Genomic DNA, 17,208 nt, shown 5'->3' with positions numbered 1-17,208 from the left:
TTGGGTATTTCAGCCACGGGCCTCCTGATACTCTTACTGAGTAGATTATCAACAACTTTTTAAAGACCGAACATTAAGTACCTAACCAGTTGGTTTCGCATATTCTGGACGGCGGCTTTTTCCACCCTTCTGCGTTCCAACTCTGGTTGCGTAGCTATGGCTACGCGCCCGTCGTTGCGCCTTGAAGGATGAAAAAATCCACTCGCCAGAATATGCGAAACCAACTGGCCAGGTACTTATCATTCGGTTTTTAATAAACATCCACATCTCATCCATCGCCATTTCCATGTTCTGATTTATGCAAAAAAAATTCGATTTCGCGTGAGAAAATGTGAAAAAAAGTCACCCAGAAACTAATTTCCAGATTGTATTTTTTGAATGCGGTCCTCACGGCCATCCGGTTATCATCGTACTTAAGCGTTAGATCGGCAGTTGCCAGCAGTGCCAAAAAAACGCTTCTCATTTTTTCATCTTTTTCAATCTTCTGTTTCATGATCCCATTCCAGAACAGATCCCGTTCGTTGTCACAGCTATCATTGAGGGTCTCGTACGCCCAAAAATAATAGTGGATCAGGGCCGACTTTGTGCGATGTTTTTTCAAAAGAACATGACTTATAGCTTCATAATCCGGGTGCGATTTCAGTTGCGGAAGGTTATAAACGTATTCATCAAAACTGGAGTCAGGTTGTGGTGTTTCCCGCAGTGCTTTAAACAGGTTTGTATAGTCATATCGGCTTAGCTCGTAGCTGGCAATAGTCTCTGGTAATTGATCAATATCAGCAGCAGTTGCCTCAGATGATGTATCAGGCGCCTCCGATTTATCCGACAAAAAAGCGTTAACAAGGCTTAAGTAGTTTTTAATATTTTTTGGCCTGTCACCACTTTTGATTTCACTGTCCAGCCAAAAACTATATTGTTTTATTCTTTGGTTAATGGGAAAAAGCCTTGTTTTCTTCAGTGGTTCCAGAAGTATTCGCTCAATACTTTCAGGATCACTTATACTCTGGAATAACGCTTCTTCAACTTCAGGGACATCATTGCTGAACACAAATTGGATGTTATGGTGTATGGGGGTAATCAAAAAATGCTTTGCGATCAGTGTTGGCCAACCAGCCTGGGGGATATGCAAAAGATTAAACCGTTTATCAGTAAAGACTCTGATGGCTGCCTCAACGGCAAAACCTACACCATATAGAGAGCTTGCTAATAGCCCTGGCAAGATGTCCGTGACAATCTTACCCGCTTCAATAAAGATCTTTTCCCCTGGTTTTCTGGCCGATGCGTATTGAATAACAGGCTTATTGTCCAGGTCTGTTTGCCAGGCTTCTGATGTCTCGTCCTGGTAATACTGGTAGTTATCCAGTCGCATAGCCACTAGTGATTCCAGATAACCGGCATAAGGAAAGTTGAGATGGCGTGCTTTCTGGAAATGGGCATGTGCGCTGAGCATAACTCTTTTGTGACCGGTTAATATTATCTGCTGAGAGTCCAAATTTATTTGTGCCTCCAGAAGTGTCAGGCCAGCCAGACAATGAAGCCAGCCTGACATCTCTGATGATTGAGAGTCCATTCTATCTTCATATTCTTCTAACTGCTGTTTTAATTCCTCGTAGCCAGCTTTTCTCGCTTGTTGAATAGCTATAATAAAAATATTTTCGTTTCCAGCTGTGAACATTTTCAAGTGTTCATGATTAAAGACAATATGTTCGATGATTCTTGATTCAATATGACTTGCAATAGTGTTTACTGGCTTATGCCATACAAAGTGTTGAAAACGTGCGAGAAATGTTTCCCAGTCATAGGACTTAATCTGGAGTTTTTTTGCCTTTTCTGCATTTCCACCAATGAGCCTGAGAATATACTCGTGAATCAGAAAAAAGGTGTTGTACCAGTAGGATTCTTTATCGTTGGCAGTCATTTCGGGAAGCAAATGAATTATTTTTTTCAGAAGTCGAAAGTCATGACCAAAATGAAGTGCGGTTGTGCGGGCCTGGATTTCAAAGGGAAGAGCTTTAAGATGAGGGAGATCCGGCTCTGCTTCTGGTGATTCACTAACCAGATAAAAAGCAAGTTCTATAATATCTGCCATTACCCGAATATCAGGATCAGTATCACTAGAGAGCTTGCCCTGAGCTTCTTTCAGGGATACGTACACGTTCGAGTCTGATGCCAGGCCGAAGACTGAATAGTAAATGGTCAACATAGATAAATCCAGATAATCAGAATCCAACAAATCCGGTCGACCAGAAGCGAGGTAGAGAATCAGTCTTAATATTGCTTCCTTATCAGCTTCCGCTTGCAATTTTGCTTCTGCTTCCGCTGCCGCTTTTGTTACTGCTTTCGATTTCGCTGCTACTTTTGCTTTCTCTGCCGCATTCGATTCCGCTACTACTTTTGCTTTCGCTGCCGCTGTCACTGCCGCTTTCGTTTCCGCTATTGCTGTCGCTACCGTTCCCGATTCCTCTGGCGCTCTCCTTTGAGGTTTCTTTTCCACTGTAGCTTCTGCCAGCGCTATCGCTGCTGCTGTCGCTTTTGTATCTGCTAACTCTATGGCTACTGCTGCCGCATTCTCAGCTTCCCTGACTGCCGAAGCCTCTCTCTCTGCCGCAGCCTCTCTCAACGTCGCTATCACTGCCGCAGCTGTTCCCGCTTTCACCAGCGATCGTTCATGCTGTCCGTTACGCATATGTTGGGTAATAGTATATTGTTGGTTCATTCGACTCAAAACAGTATCAACTGAACCATCAGAGCCTTTTATCGGAAGCTGCTCCATAAACTCTCTGAGTATTCGTATGGAAGTTGTTACCCTGCCGGGAATATTGCTTTGCGGGTTTTTCGTATAAGTCTCTGTACCAAAGGCCAGTTTCAGTTCGAAAGGCTTTGGAATCAGTATCAGCCACTTGAGCAATACTCCGATCATAACCATTAGGTTTGAATCCGATTCTAATAAAATCTCAATAGACTGTGACACCCCGGAGAATGCAGAGTAAATGGCTCTGGATGTTGCACTGGACTCTATTTCCATAGCATATTCAAAAAACAGCAAGAGTATCGGGGCATAAGGGAAGCCATGATCACCAGACAATAAAATAGTTTCGTTTATCCTTTTGGCGTTGAGTTTCACTTCCGGGCCAAAGGGTAACTCAATGGTTTTGTTGTCATCTGACATTTTGGCACCCATCATGGCCAGTGCCTTCATAAAATAGTAATAACCGATTCCCAGTCTGTTTGTTAAATGGTTACCATTTCTTATTATTGCCTTTCGGAATGCAGTGATTTGCTTTTCTGCCTGTTGCAAAAATTTCTCCGGGTTGCTCTGAATAAGTCTGAGTTCCTGAATAATATTGTTATCCAGTTGTAATAAATACTGGTTATAAATTTGTTCATCGTATGGTCCTGTTGACGGTCGGATGCCAGGCCTCAGGTCTTTTGGTTGCCTGGCTGCTTTTACGGTTCTTTTTGCTTTTTCAGAATGTGTACCTGTTCCAGAGGTTAGTTGCGCCGGAGTGGGGGAAACCGGAACCTTTTTGATTTGAATAAAGTCTCTTGCAAGCAGCAAAGAGCGGGCAAGCATCCAGTCTTTTATTAAATCGGGTCTGGACTTTTTAGTCGCCTTATTACTTATTTGGTCATGATGCCCGTCAAATAGTTCCTTTTCACTCTTGCTGTCTTTGCTTAACGAAGCCTTGAGATAGCTTTCCCAAAAACCCATTTTCCAAAAGGCTATGAATCTGGGTTGATGATATTTGAGCAGTTGTCCGGTTTGCTCAGTATCCATGAATGCTTTCAGGTCAGTCATGGCCAGTACCTGTGGGAAATAAGATATATCCATGTGCTGAGGTTTTTTTTTCAAGGCTCCCTTAATTTGCAGGGCATTGAGGCTATACGACCAAAGTTCACTGTGAATCTGACTGGTTGCAGGCTCTTGTTTTTTCTCCAGTATCAGTATCAGCGACCCGATGGTTTGTTGCAGCTCCCGAGCCCCGGGACGCACTGCTTTCAGGGATGTTAATATCGAGGTGGTATCCGGTTCTCTCAGGGCATTGACAATGGCCTTTACCTCTCTGCCTCTGTCTGACAGGTCTGACTCTTTGGCTAACCCCTGCTCAATCCTGGTCAGGGTTATGGCGTCTGTATCCTGATAGAGCTGCTCCAGAAATCCACCCTTCAATAGACCTTCAACTTTTACCTGGTTGAAGCTTGTCGCTCTGGAAGCCATGCTGCGTAACAGTCGGCTGACAGGTTCCATCTGAGGCCAGCCTGCCGGATGTTGGTTGCGCAATTGCATCGCGATTAATAATTGGTAGGCAAGCGGTATACCGGCGATGGCTGCCGGTAACAGCAGCTTGAAAGCCTTCTCATAGATCTGCAGTATTTCTGATTTTCCAGATGGAAATTTCTGGTTCAGAATGAACAATGCCTGAACCAGTTGCGCATAGGGGAAGTGGTTCTCATAAGCCGCCTGCTCTAAGTCTTTGCGCTGTTGACTGCCCGGGGTATTGGCCAGGTTGATGATGATGACTGGCTGGTCTGTGGATGTATCAGCAGAGGCTCCGGAACAGGCCAGTATTTTCAGGGTTTTTGTTTTTCCGTCCTGTAGTTGCTTTTGCACTGTATCGGATTCTGTACCGGGTGCAGGGTTTTCTTCAGAGGCTTTGCAATCTTGTGTCTTTGTTGCCCTGTTCAGCTCGTCCGGAAAACTATGATCCATCTCCTTAAGCCAGTTTGATAGTTCTACGGACTGAGACAAGGCTGTTTCGAAATCGATCGTAGTCGGGATTGACTTTTGGGCTGCGGTTTTATTCTTGCTTTTATTTGAGCGCTCAGCAGGATCAGGTGCCACTGCCTCACTGTTATGAGCAACTGCAGAGCATTGATTATCAGGGCTTGCTTCTACTGTGATAGCGTTTTTTTCTGGCACCGTGGCAATGTCGCTTATTTCTTGTTGTTTCTGTTTCTTCTCATGGGAATTGAAAGAAGCATCTTTTGTTATCGCCTCTGCACTTTCGACATAAGTAGCAGTAGAAACTGTTGCATGTTCGTCAATATCACTATTGCTTTCCAGTGCCTTGTCAGGTTGGGGCTTGATATAAGGAAGCAGAAATTCCGGAAACCCGGATGAGCCTGAAGAACGGCTGAGCAGTGACTGTTGAATAATCGCCTGAACCTGTTGCTCAGTGTCACTTGTCAGCAAGATTTTTAATATATTTTGAGCATTTTGCCCCCTTCTTTTTGCATCAATGCTTGGGTAGGTTTGATCAAATTGCGTGTCCTGAAGCAGTTTTTCAACCATAGCGGGCAGGCTTGGCATAAGTAGCCTGGAACTCTTGGCAAAAGGTTCTACACGGGTGAAATCGAAATACCCTTGAGGGCCGGCAGAAATATTGATCGATAAGATGCGCCATTTTTTGGTCTTGCAAGCGGCGAATCTTATCGTATTTTCTTTGCCGTTATCGGGAAAGCAATGGATCTTTAAAGTGTGCAGTAACCCTATGCGCCGCAATTCTTTCGGGCTGGCTAAAGCTATGGTGTGAAAGTTGTTGCGTCTCACGGTAGTGCCAGGCAGGGCGCGTGTCAGCTTTTCCTCAAGGGAGGCCGAAATCTTTTCCAGACTTTGAATATTCTCAACTGCCAGATCAATATTATTGGTAGCAGGTACCTTGCCCAGTTCGGTGGGTTTAAACAATGACGCGAGATGTTGCCATCTGGCTAAACCCCCGTAAACAAGAGCATCTTCAGTATCGGATATAATACTCTCGGCTTCTGCATAGGTTTTTCTAAAAACAGGTGCCAGCACCAGGAGTGCAGGAATCACATAGCGGATATCCTGTTTTTTTACTAAAAATACGCCCTCGGAATAATCTTTTACATGATTATCCAAAGACTGTATTTTGTCGTTTATTGCAGATGTGGAGAGATCAGGGGCTATAAAGGCGATGTATTTACTGGCAGACTCTTCCCAGAAAAAAACCACTGCGCCAAGCACGTTTTTGCTAACGTAAAATGTCCCGTCAGGGTTCTCTGTATCGTCGAACGGGTAACAAACAAGGCGTAATTTATTGTAAAACCTGAACAGGTTCTGTCCGAGATCTCCCAGCATGAATTTATCGGGTGCAATAAACGCCTGTTGTAGCATTTCGCTGGCAGATTGTATGGACGCCGCTTCCAGCAGTGCGCTGGCAGATTTTGTGGATGCCTCCTCTAGCCGTTCGCTGGCAGATTTTATGGCGTTGCACTGGAGCGTTTCCCGGCATAACAAAACATCCTTCTGCCATTGTGGAAACAGTTCCCATAAAGCATTTTCAAGCGTACTGTCTTCCAGCCATTCGTTTTCCTGCTTGTTCAGGTAGGAGCTGATCAGGAAGTGAGTGAACCAGGGGGCGTTGTCACTTTGATGAGACAGTTTTACCGTGTGATTCTCGTGAAACAGGAACATATGGATATTTTCAAGCCCGTCCAGAGGCTCTTGAGGGGTGTGGTCATGGTAGCTATGGGAGAGATATCCCCGACCATCAGTAACAATGACCTGTATAGAATTTTCCAGTGCTTTGGATGCCAGCATCATGTGTTGTTGGTTTTTTGGATCAAAACCCCGGAGCATCTGGTTATATAATGTTTCACTGCCACAGTCGGGTGGTTTGCATAGACGGAGCAGGGTGTCAAATTTTTCCCTGGATGTGATACCAAGCTGTTCTGACAGAAAGTCCGATCTATGGGCCATTCTTTCAGGCCGAAGTCCGGAGCGCCTGTACAAATAGAATAGATGTCTAAGCAGGGATGCTGAGGGTTCTGCGTCTGCTGGTGTGGCCGGATGGTTGCCGCCCGGTGGTGGTGGCTCATTGTCGTCAATATTGTTCCTACCGACAGAGCTGGCAGTTCGTTTACTTTTGTTGCCACTTTGTTCGGCTGTTTGTGCAGAGGGATTACTCGGGGAGGACTGAGATTCAGGCGGTCCATTATTCCCCTGGACACCAGAAGCTGTCACTGTGCCTGATGTAAACCCCATAGAGGGGAGTGACACATCTGGCTGATGAGGGATGGCAGGAGGATGAAAACCCTCGAATGCGTTGCTTGTTTGGGGCACCAAAGCCAGTGGGTTTCCGTCTGTTTGACGGGTAAAATAAGGTGATACACGACCGGAAAAGTGTGAGTGGACAGGGTGCCCCGGAAACTCCCGGTTTAAATAGGTCAACACATTGTTCATTAACTCAGGCCGCCGTTTAACAAACTGGTAAAGTGAACCGGGGTCGCTCAGAATCTGCTCCCTTACCCGGGCACTGAGGCTTTTGGGGATGGGTGATATGAACCCTGAGAGAATTCCCCGCCATTGATAGAGATTAAAGGGCGTACTGGTCACCGTGCTCATAAGCAGGGCGGCCAGGTTAAGGTGCTCACTTTCTACCAGGGTGCCAATCTCAGGTCCGTCCCAACCGGCGTAGTGATCCTCGACATTATAAGGGGCATCAGCGAACCGCATCAGCAGCACCGGGTCACCTGCTCCCCAGAAATGGTATTTCCGATGTCTGTCGTTGCGGGCGATGAATAAAGAAGATCTTGACCAGGCTGGACAGGTATCATTGCCAGGCGATACTTTTTCCAGTGCCCAGAGGTTAAAGTACTTCCCGGTCATGAGCGCCGGGCTGGGTTCTACCGCAGTCTCGGGAATACCCGGTTGGTAAAGCCAGCTTTGATCCGACCACTGATAAAGCCAGTGATTATTCTGGCAGGCGTGTACTTTTGCTTTGTCAGCTGACTTGCTTTTATTGGGTTCTCCAAACAACTTATCGTGGGAAGAGAGGCAGTGAATAGCCTGATTGACCCGCTTGATATAGCCACTGTCCAAAGCGGTTTGCCCGTCAGTGCTGATGATGTCTTTTTTAGCCAGTTCGGGCAATAGCCAGGGTTTTGCGTGATTCAGCGGGAAGTCAATAAGAACGCTCTGACACTTTTTATGCTCTGTAAGCGGATTAGTCTGGCAGATAATGGCCTGCAGGCGATTCTGCTGACTTTCCCGCCAGGGGCGCAGGAAAAGGGTACTGGTATGGGTGTCGTTTAGTAGTTTCCAAAGCGACAGCCAGGCAGACAGAGAATCACCCTCGACGGCCTGAGTCTCTGACGATGATGTCGAGGGTGAAGCCGTAATCTGCCATACAGGATGATTTTCGATGCAAGTGGTTTGCACTGATAAGCGGCTTTTCAGCAAAGAGTGATCGATCATCACCGGATGAAGATTGCAATCGGGGGCATCACCAAAAGCCCGGGACAGTGAGGGGAAGCCGCGACTGAAAGAAGGGTAGGGTATGATTGAAGGCGGAAGCAGTTTTGCAAACAGGAACCCGGGCAGATGACTCAACCATTGATTCCTGAAAAAAAGGGACAGTTTTTTGGGGGTGCCAACGTCGTGTATTACGTGATAATGGTTACCCAGCTTGAGGTGAAAGTTATTGGCTTTAAATCCGGCGTAGAGACCCAAAAAGCGGATTTCTGGTGCCTTGTATCCGGGTTCACTCTGGTGGCCGGAGGCATGACCTGTTTGTACGTTCATTGCAATCATGAACAGCAGCGAAACAAAGAGAAGTTTTGACAGTCTTCTGTGACAAACAAGCATAGAGTTGCCATAGATCCCAATTGATGATTATTAATTTATTAATCAGAGTTGACCCGTTAAACAACAGTTTTTATTTATTGAATTGTTCTGATCTCTATGGAGTCTGAGGAAAAATAGCAGTGGGTTCAGGATGTAGCAAGAGTGGCTTTGTAGCTGAGCGTAAACTGAACACATGCCTTCAATTTACTCATTTGGCCTTTCCAGTGCTCTTAACCAGCCAGGTGCTGAATGAAGTAATATTTTTTGTTGGTTTTTATATTGCTTTTGATGGAAGTCTGCTTTTTGTGTCTCTCCCAGAGCAAAAGCGGAAGTGGCCGAGATCCCGTGAAAAAAGGCCAACCAGGAAGCAAAATCGGTATTGTATTGTTTGAATGCAGTGTTCATGGCATCCCGGTTATCATCGTACATAACCGTTAGGTCGGCGGTTGCCAGGAGTGTCAGGAAAGCTTTTTTCATTGATTCATTTTCTTCAATCTTCTTTGTCATTATTTCTTCCCAGAACAGCTGCCGTTCGTTGTCATAGCTGTTATCGAGGGTCTCGTAAGCCCATAAATAATAGTGAATCAGGGCTGATTTTGTACGATGTTTCTTCAAAAGAGCATTACTGATAGCCTCATACTTTGGGTGAGATTTTAGCCGGGGCAGATTAAAAACGAATTCATCCAAACCGGTTTCAGGTTGTGGTGTTTCATGTAGCAATCCAAACGACGTTGTATAGTCAAACCGACTTCGCTCATAGCTTGTGATATTCTCTGATAATTGATCAACATCAGAAGTTGTTGTCAGGGATGATATATCCGGCACCTCTGATTTACCCAATACAAAAGCTTTGACAAGGCTCAAATACTTTTTACTATTTTCTGGCCTGCTACTGCTTTTGATTTCGTTGTCCAGAGCAATACCATATTGTTTTGGTCTTTTTTTAATGGGGAAATGCCTTGTTTTCTCCAGTGGTTCCAGAAGTATTCTCTCAATGCTGTCAGGATTACTTATCTCGGGAAATAACGCTTCTTCAACTTCCGGGCCATGATTGCTGAATACAAATTGCAGGTTATGGATTACGGGGGTAATCAAAAAATGCTTTGCGATCAGTGCTGGCCAACCGGCCTGAGGGGTTTGCAGAAGATTAAACCGCTTGTCAGTAAAGAGTCTGATAGCTGCTTCAGCCGCAAAACGTACACCCAATCTAGAGCTTGTTAATAAGCTGGGCAAAATATCGTAAACAACTTTACCTGCTTCAACAAAGATCGTTTCCCCTGGTTTTTTGGTCGATGTGTATTGAATAACAGGGTTATTGGTGGAGTCTGTCCGCGAGGCTTCTGAAGTCTCATCCTGATAATACTGGAAGTGGTTTGACAGCCGCATAAACCCCAGTGATTCCAGATAACCACCATAAGGAAAGCCATGTTGACGTGCTCTTCCGAAATGATAAACAGCACTGGACAGGACGCTTGTGTGTCCGTTTAATACTACCCGCTGCAAGCCAGAACTTACTTGTGCCTCCAGAAGCGTCAATCCAGCCAAACAATGAAGCCAGCCTGACATCTGTACAGATTGAATATCCAATTTACCATCATATTCGTTTAACTGCTGTTTTAATTTCTGATAGCCAACTTTTCTGGCTTGCTCAATAGCAAGAATAAAAATACTTTCGTTTCCAGCTATGAATATTTCCAAGCTGTCATAGTTAAAGACAACCTGTTCCATGATTTTTGATTCAATACGACTTGCGACAGTATTTGCTGGCTTATACCATGTATAGTGCCTAAACCAATCGTGTAATGTTTGCCAACCAACTGAATCAATCTGGAGTTTTTTTGCCTTTTCTGCATTTCCACCAATGAGCGTGAGAATATACTCGTGAATCAGAAAAAAGGTGTTGTAATAATACGACATGGTATCGTGGACAGCTATTTCAGGAAGCAAATGAATTATTTTTGCCAGAAGTCGTAAGTCATGACCAAAATGAAGAATGGTCATGTTAGCCTGGGAAGAGAATGGAAGGGCCTTAAGATGATGGAGATCCGGCTCTTCTTCTGGTGATGGATTATACAGAACCAGATAAAAAGCAAGTTCTATAATATCTGCCAGTGCCCGCCTCTCCGGATCAATATCTTTAGTGAGCTCGCTCTGAACCTGTCTCAGGAATGTGGTAACCTCCAAGTCTGAAACATAGCCTAATATAGAAAAGTTAATGATCAATGTCGAAAAATCCAGGCTATGAAAATCCAACAGTTCCGTTCGGCCAGTAGCGATGTAAAGTGTCAATCTTAATTCTGCTTCCGCTGTCTCTACTGTTTCCAAATTCGCTGCCGCCAGCGCTTTTTCTGCAGCTATCACTTCCGCTTTAGCTTTTGCTAACTCCGTATTTAACGTTAATACTCTCGCTTCTGTATTCGCTATCTCTAAGGCTACTGCTGCCGCTGTCGAAGCCTCTTTCGCTTCTGTATTCGCTACCTCTAAGGCAACTGCAGCCGCTCTCGAAGCCTCTCTCGCTTCTGCATTTGCTGTCTCCAGAGCTACTGCTGCTGCTTTCGAAGCATTTTTCGCTACTTCTAAAGCTTTCAGAGCTTCTTTCGTTGCGGCTAACAGTACTCCAGCCACTCCTGCTTTGCCTGACTCGGCTGCAGCCGATTTCTTTTCCGCTTTTTCATTCTGTTTGTTTGGCAGATGCTGGGTAATGGTATGTTTCTGGCCCATTCGACTCAAAACAACATCAACTGCGCCGTCAGAGCCTTTTACCGTTAGCTGATCCATAAATTCTCTGAGTATTCGTATGGAAGGTGTTACCCTGCCGAGAATATTGCTTTGCGGGCTTTTCAGGTAGGTGTTTGCATCAAAGGCCAGTTTCAGTTTGAAAGGCTTTGGAATCAGTATCAGCCACTTGAGTAATAGTCCGGCCATAACCTGTGGGATTGAGAGCGATTCTAATAAAATCTCAATAGACTGCGACACTCCGGAGAATGCAGAGTAATGGGCCTTCGCTATTGTATTAGTATTTCCTCCCATGCCATGCTCAAAAAACAGCAAGAGCAATGGGGCATAGGGGAAGAAATGTTTATCAGACAATCTAATAGTCTCTTTTATCTTTTTAGCGTTGAGTTTGACTTCAGGGGTAAAAGACAACTCAATGGTTTTTTCATCATCTGACATTTTGGCCCCCATCATGGCCAGTGCCTTCAGAAAATAGTAATAACCGATTCCCAGATTGTCTGTTAAATCGTTGCCATTTCTTACCAGAGCTTTTCTGAATGCAGTGATGTGAGCTTCTACCTGTTGTAAAAAATTCTCCGGGTTGGTCTGAATAAGTCTGAGTTCCTGAATAATATTGTTATCCAGTTGTACTAAATACCGGATATATAATTGTTCATTGTGCGATCCTGTTGATGGTCGGATGCCAGGCCTCAGGTCTTTTGGTTGCCTGGCTGCTTTTACGGTTCTTTTTGCTTTTTCAGAATGTGTACCCGTTCCAGACGTTAGTTGCGCCGGAGTGGCGGAAGCCGGAACCTCTTTGATTTGAATAAAGTCTCTTGCAAGCAGCAAAGAGCGGGCAAGCATCCAGTCTTTTATTAAATCGGGTCTGGACTTTTTAATCGCCTTATTACTTATTTGGTCATGATGCCCGTCAAATAGTTCCTTTTCACTCTTGCTGTCTTTGCTTAACGAAGCCTTGAGATAGCTTTCCCAAAAACCCATTTTCCAAAAGGCTATGAATCTGGGTTGATGATATTTGAGCAGTTGTCCGGTTTGCTCAGTATCCATGAATGCTTTCAGGTCAGTCATGGCCAGTACCTGTGGGAAATAAGATATATCCATGTGCTGAGGTTTTTTTTTCAAGGCTCCCTTAATTTGCAGGGCATTGAGGCTATACGACCAAAGTTCACTGTGAATCTGACTGGTTGCAGGCTCTTGTTTTTTCTCCAGTATCAGTATCAGCGACCCGATGGTTTGTTGCAGCTCCCGAGCCCCGGGACGCACTGCTTTCAGGGATGTTAATATCGAGGTGGTATCCGGTTCTCTCAGGGCATTGACAATGGCCTTTACCTCTCTGCCTCTGTCTGACAGGTCTGACTCTTTGGCTAACCCCTGCTCAATCCTGGTCAGGGTTATGGCGTCTGTATCCTGATAGAGCTGCTCCAGAAATCCACCCTTCAATAGACCTTCAACTTTTACCTGGTTGAAGCTTGTCGCTCTGGAAGCCATGCTGCGTAACAGTCGGCTGACAGGTTCCATCTGAGGCCAGCCTGCCGGATGTTGGTTGCGCAATTGCATCCCGATTAATAATTGGTAGGCAAGCGGTATACCGGCAATGGCTGCCGGTAGCAGTAGCTCGAAGGTTTTTTCGTAGATCTGCAATACTTCTGATTTTCCAGCTGGGAATTTCTGGTTCAGAATGAATAACGCCTGAACCAGTTGCGCATAAGGAAAGTGGTTCTCATAAGCCGCCTGTTCTAAGCTTTTGGCCGGGGTATGGGCCAGGTTGATGGTGATGACTGGCTGGTCTGTAGATGTATCAGCCGATGCTCCGGAACAGGCCAGTGTTTTCAGGGTTTTTGTTTTTCCGTCATGCAGTTGCTTTTGCAGTGTATTGGATTCTTTATCGGGCGCAGGATTTTCTGTCGGGGCTTCGCTTTCTGCAGAGGCTTTGCAATCTTGTGTCTTTGTTGCCCTGTTCAGCTCGTCCGCAAAGCTATGATCCATCTCCTTAAGCCAGTTTGATATTTCTACGGACTGAGACAAGGCCGTTTCGAAATCGACCGTATTCGAGATTGACTTTTGGGCTGGGGTGTTATTCTTTCTTTTATTTGAGCGTTCAGCAGGATCAGGTGCCATTGCCTCACTGTTATCAGCAACTACAGAGCGTTGATCATCAGGGCTTGCTTCTACTGTGATATCGTTTTTTTCTGGTACCGTGGCAATGTCGCTTATTTCTTGTTGTTTCTGTTTGTTCTCTTGGGAATCGAAAGAAGAATCTTTTGTTATCGCTTCTGTAGCTTCGACATAAGCAGCGGTAGAAACTGTTGCCTGTTCGTCAATATCACTATTGTTTTCCAGTGCCTTGTCAGGTTCGGGCTTGATATAAGGAAGCAGAAATTCCGGTAACCCGGATGCTTCTGAAGAACGGCTGAGCAGTGACTGTTGAATAATCGCCTGAACCTGTTGCTCAGTGTCACTCGCCAGCAAGATTTTTAATATATTTTGAGCATTTTGCCCCCTTTTCTTTGCATCAATGCCCGGGCAGGTTTGATCAAGTTGTGTGTCCTGAAGCAGTTTTTCAACCATAGCGGGCAGGCTTGGCATAAGTAGCCTGGAACTCTTGGCAAAAGGTTCTACACGGGTGAAATCGAAATACCCCTGGGGACCGGCAGAAATATTAATCGATATGATTCGCCATTGTTTGGTCTTGCAAGCGGCGAACGCTATTGTATTTTCTTTGTTTTTATCGGGAAAGCAATGGATCTTTAAGGTGTGCAGTAATCCACTGCGCCGCAATTCTTTCGGGTTGGCCAAAACTATGGTGTGAACGTTGCTGCGTCTGACGGTAGTGCCAGGCAGGGCGCGTGTCAGCTTTTCCTCAAGGGAGGCCGAAATCTTTTCCAGACTTTGAATATTCTCAACTGCCAGATCAATATTATTGGTAGCAGGTACCTTGCCCAGTTCGGTGGGTTTAAACAATGACGAGAGATGTTGCCATCTGGCTAAACTCCCATAAACAAGAGCATCTTCAGTATCGGATATAATACTCTCGGCTTCTGCATAGGTTTTTCTAAAAACAGGTGCCAGCACCAGGAGTGCAGGAATCACATAGCGGATATCCTGTTTTTTTACTAAAAATACGCCCTCGGAATAATCTTTTACATGATTATCCAAAGACTGTATTTTGTCGTTTATTGCAGATGTGGAGAGATCAGGGGCTATAAAGGCGATATATTTACTGGCAGACTCTTCCCAGAAAAAAACCACTGCTCCAAGCAGGTTTTTGCTAACGTAAAATGTTCCATCAGGGTTCTCTGTATCGTCGAACGGGTAACAAACAAGGCGTAATTTATTGTAAAACCTGAACAGGTTCTGTCCGAGATCTCCCTGCATGAATGTATCGGGTGCAGTAAACGCCTGTTGTAGTATTTCGCTGGCAGATTTTATGGACGCCTCCTCCAGCCGTTCGCTGGCAGATTTTATGGCGTTGCACTGGAGCGTTTCCCGGCATAACAAAATATCCTTCTGCCATTGTGGAAACAGTTCCCATAAAGCATTTTCAAACGCACTGTCTTCCAGCCATTCGTTTTCCTGCTTGTTTAAGTAGGAGCTGATCAGGAAGTGAGTGAACCAGGGGGTGTTGTCACTTTGATGAGAGAGTTTTACCGTGTGATTCTCGTGAAACAGAAACATATGGATATTTTCAAGCCCATCCAGAGGCTCTTGAGGTGTGTGGTCATGGTAGCTATAGGAGAGATACCCCCGACCATCAGTAACAATGACCTGTATAGAATTTTCCAGTGCTTTGGATGCCAGCATCATGTGTTGTTGGTTTTTTGGATCAAAACCCCGGAGCATCTGGTTATATAATGTTTCACTGCCACAGTCGGGTGGTTTGCATAGACGGAGCAGGGTGTCAAATTTTTCCCTGGATGTGATACCAAGCTGTTCTGAAAGAAAGTCCGATCTATGGGCCATTCTTTCAGGCCGAAGTCCGGAGCGCCTGTACAAATAGAATAGATGTTTAAGCAAGGATGCTGAGGGTACTGCGTCTGCTGGTGTGACCGGATGCTTGCCGCCCGGTGGTGGTGGCTCATTGTCGTCAATATTGTTCCTACCGACAGAGCTGGCAGTTCGTTTACTTTTGTTGCCACTTTGTTTGGCTTTTTGTGCAGAGGGATTACTCGGGGAGGACTGAGATTCAGGCGGTCCATTATTCCCTTGGACACCAGAAGCTGTCACTATGCCTGATGTAAACCCCATAGAGGGGAGTGACACATCTGGCTGATGAGGGATGGCAGGAGGATGAAAACCCTCGAATGCGTTGCTTGTTTGGGGCACCAAAGCCAGTGGGTTTCCGTCTGTTTGACGGGTAAAATAAGGTGATACACGACCGGAAAAGTGTGAGTGGACAGGGTGCCCCGGAAACTCCCGGTTTAAATAGGTCAGCACATTGTTCAGTAACTCAGGCCGCCGTTTAACAAACTGGTAAAGTGAACCGGGGTCGCTCTGAATCTGCTCCCTTACCCGGGCACTGAGGCTTTTGGGGATGGGTGATATGAACCCTGAGAGAATTCCCCGCCATTGATAGAGATTAAAGGGCGTACTGGTCACCGTGCTCATAAGCAGGGCGGCCAAGTTAAGGTGCTCACTTTCTACCAGGGTGCCAATTTCAGGTCCGTCCCAACCGGCGTAATGATCCTCGACATTATAAGGGGCATCAGCGAACCGCATCAGCAGCACCGGGTCACCTGCTCCCCAGAAATGGTATTTCCGATGTCTGTCGTTGCGGGCGATGAATAAAGAAGATCTTGACCAGGCTGGACAGGTATCATTGCCAGGCGATACTTTTTCCAGTGCCCAGAGGTTAAAGTACTTCCCGGTCATGAGCGCCGGGCTGGGTTCTACCGCAGTCTCGGGAATACCCGGTTGGTAAAGCCAGCTTTGATCCGACCACTGATAAAGCCAGTGATTATTCTGGCAGGCGTGTACTTTTGCTTTGTCAGCTGACTTGCTTTTATTGGGTTCTCCAAACAACTTATCGTGGGAAGAGAGGCAGTGAATAGCCTGATTGACCCGCTTGATATAGTGACTGTCCAAAGCGGTTTGCCCGTCAGTGCTGATGATGTCTTTTTTAGCCAGTTCGGGCAATAGCCAGGGTTTTGCGTGATTCAGCGGGAAGTCAATAAGAACGCTCTGACACTTTTTATGCTCTGTAAGCGAATTAGTCTGGCAGATAATGGCCTGCAGGCGATTCTGCTGACTTTCCCGCCAGGGGCGCAGGAAAAGGGTACTGGTATGGGTGTCGTTTAGTAGTTTCCAAAGCGACAGCCAGGCAGACAGAGAATCACCCTCGACGGCCTGAGTCTCTGACGATGATGTCGAGGGTGAAGCCGTAATCTGCCATACAGGATGATTTTCGATGCAAGTGGTTTGCACTGATAAGCGGCTTTTCAGCAAAGAGTGATCGATCATCACCGGATGAAGATTGCAATCGGGGGCATCACCAAAAGCCCGGGACAGTGAGGGGAAGCCGCGACTGAAAGAAGGGTAGGGTATGATTGAAGGCGGAAGCAGTTTTGCAAACAGGAACCCGGGCAGATGACTCAACCATTGATTCCTGAAAAAAAGGGACAGTTTTTTGGGGGTGCCAACGTCGTGTATTACGTGATAATGGTTACCCAGCTTGAGGTGAAAGTTATTGGCTTTAAATCCGGCGTAGAGACCCAAAAAGCGGATTTCTGGTGCCTTGTATCCGGGTTCACTCTGGTGGCCGGAGGCATGACCTGTTTGTACGTTCATTGCAATCATGAACAGCAGCGAAATAAAGAGAAGTTTTAACAGTCTTCTGTGACAAACGAGCATAGAGTTGCCATAGATCCCAACTGATGATTATTAATTTA

The 17,208-nt window shown here is 45.7% G+C and carries 2 protein-coding genes; both read right to left on the bottom strand.

Going from position 1 to position 17,208, the window contains the following annotated elements:
* Positions 1 to 268: 268 nt before the first annotated feature.
* Positions 269 to 8,545 (bottom strand): hypothetical protein, encoded by an 8,277-nt coding sequence (locus tag ACO6V5_RS08860; RefSeq protein ID WP_422442388.1) that lies wholly within the window; start codon positions 8,543 to 8,545, stop codon positions 269 to 271.
* 246 nt (positions 8,546 to 8,791) lie between these two features.
* Positions 8,792 to 17,107 (bottom strand): hypothetical protein, encoded by an 8,316-nt coding sequence (locus ACO6V5_RS08855; RefSeq protein WP_422442390.1) that lies wholly within the window; start codon positions 17,105 to 17,107, stop codon positions 8,792 to 8,794.
* Positions 17,108 to 17,208 lie beyond the last annotated feature (101 nt).

The organism is Endozoicomonas sp. ALD068 (genome assembly GCF_049310145.1).
Taxonomy (GTDB): Bacteria; Pseudomonadota; Gammaproteobacteria; order Pseudomonadales; family Endozoicomonadaceae; genus Endozoicomonas_A.
Note: the sequence above shows the minus strand (reverse complement) of the source record. Positions and strands in the feature narration are given on the sequence as shown.

What these genes read in the sequence shown, in the direction of transcription:
- ACO6V5_RS08860 (WP_422442388.1), bottom strand. Translation starts at nt 8,545, where the DNA reads ATGAACGTACAAACAGGTCATGCCTCCGGCCACCAGAGTGAACCCGGA.
- ACO6V5_RS08855 (WP_422442390.1), bottom strand. Translation starts at nt 17,107, where the DNA reads ATGAACGTACAAACAGGTCATGCCTCCGGCCACCAGAGTGAACCCGGA.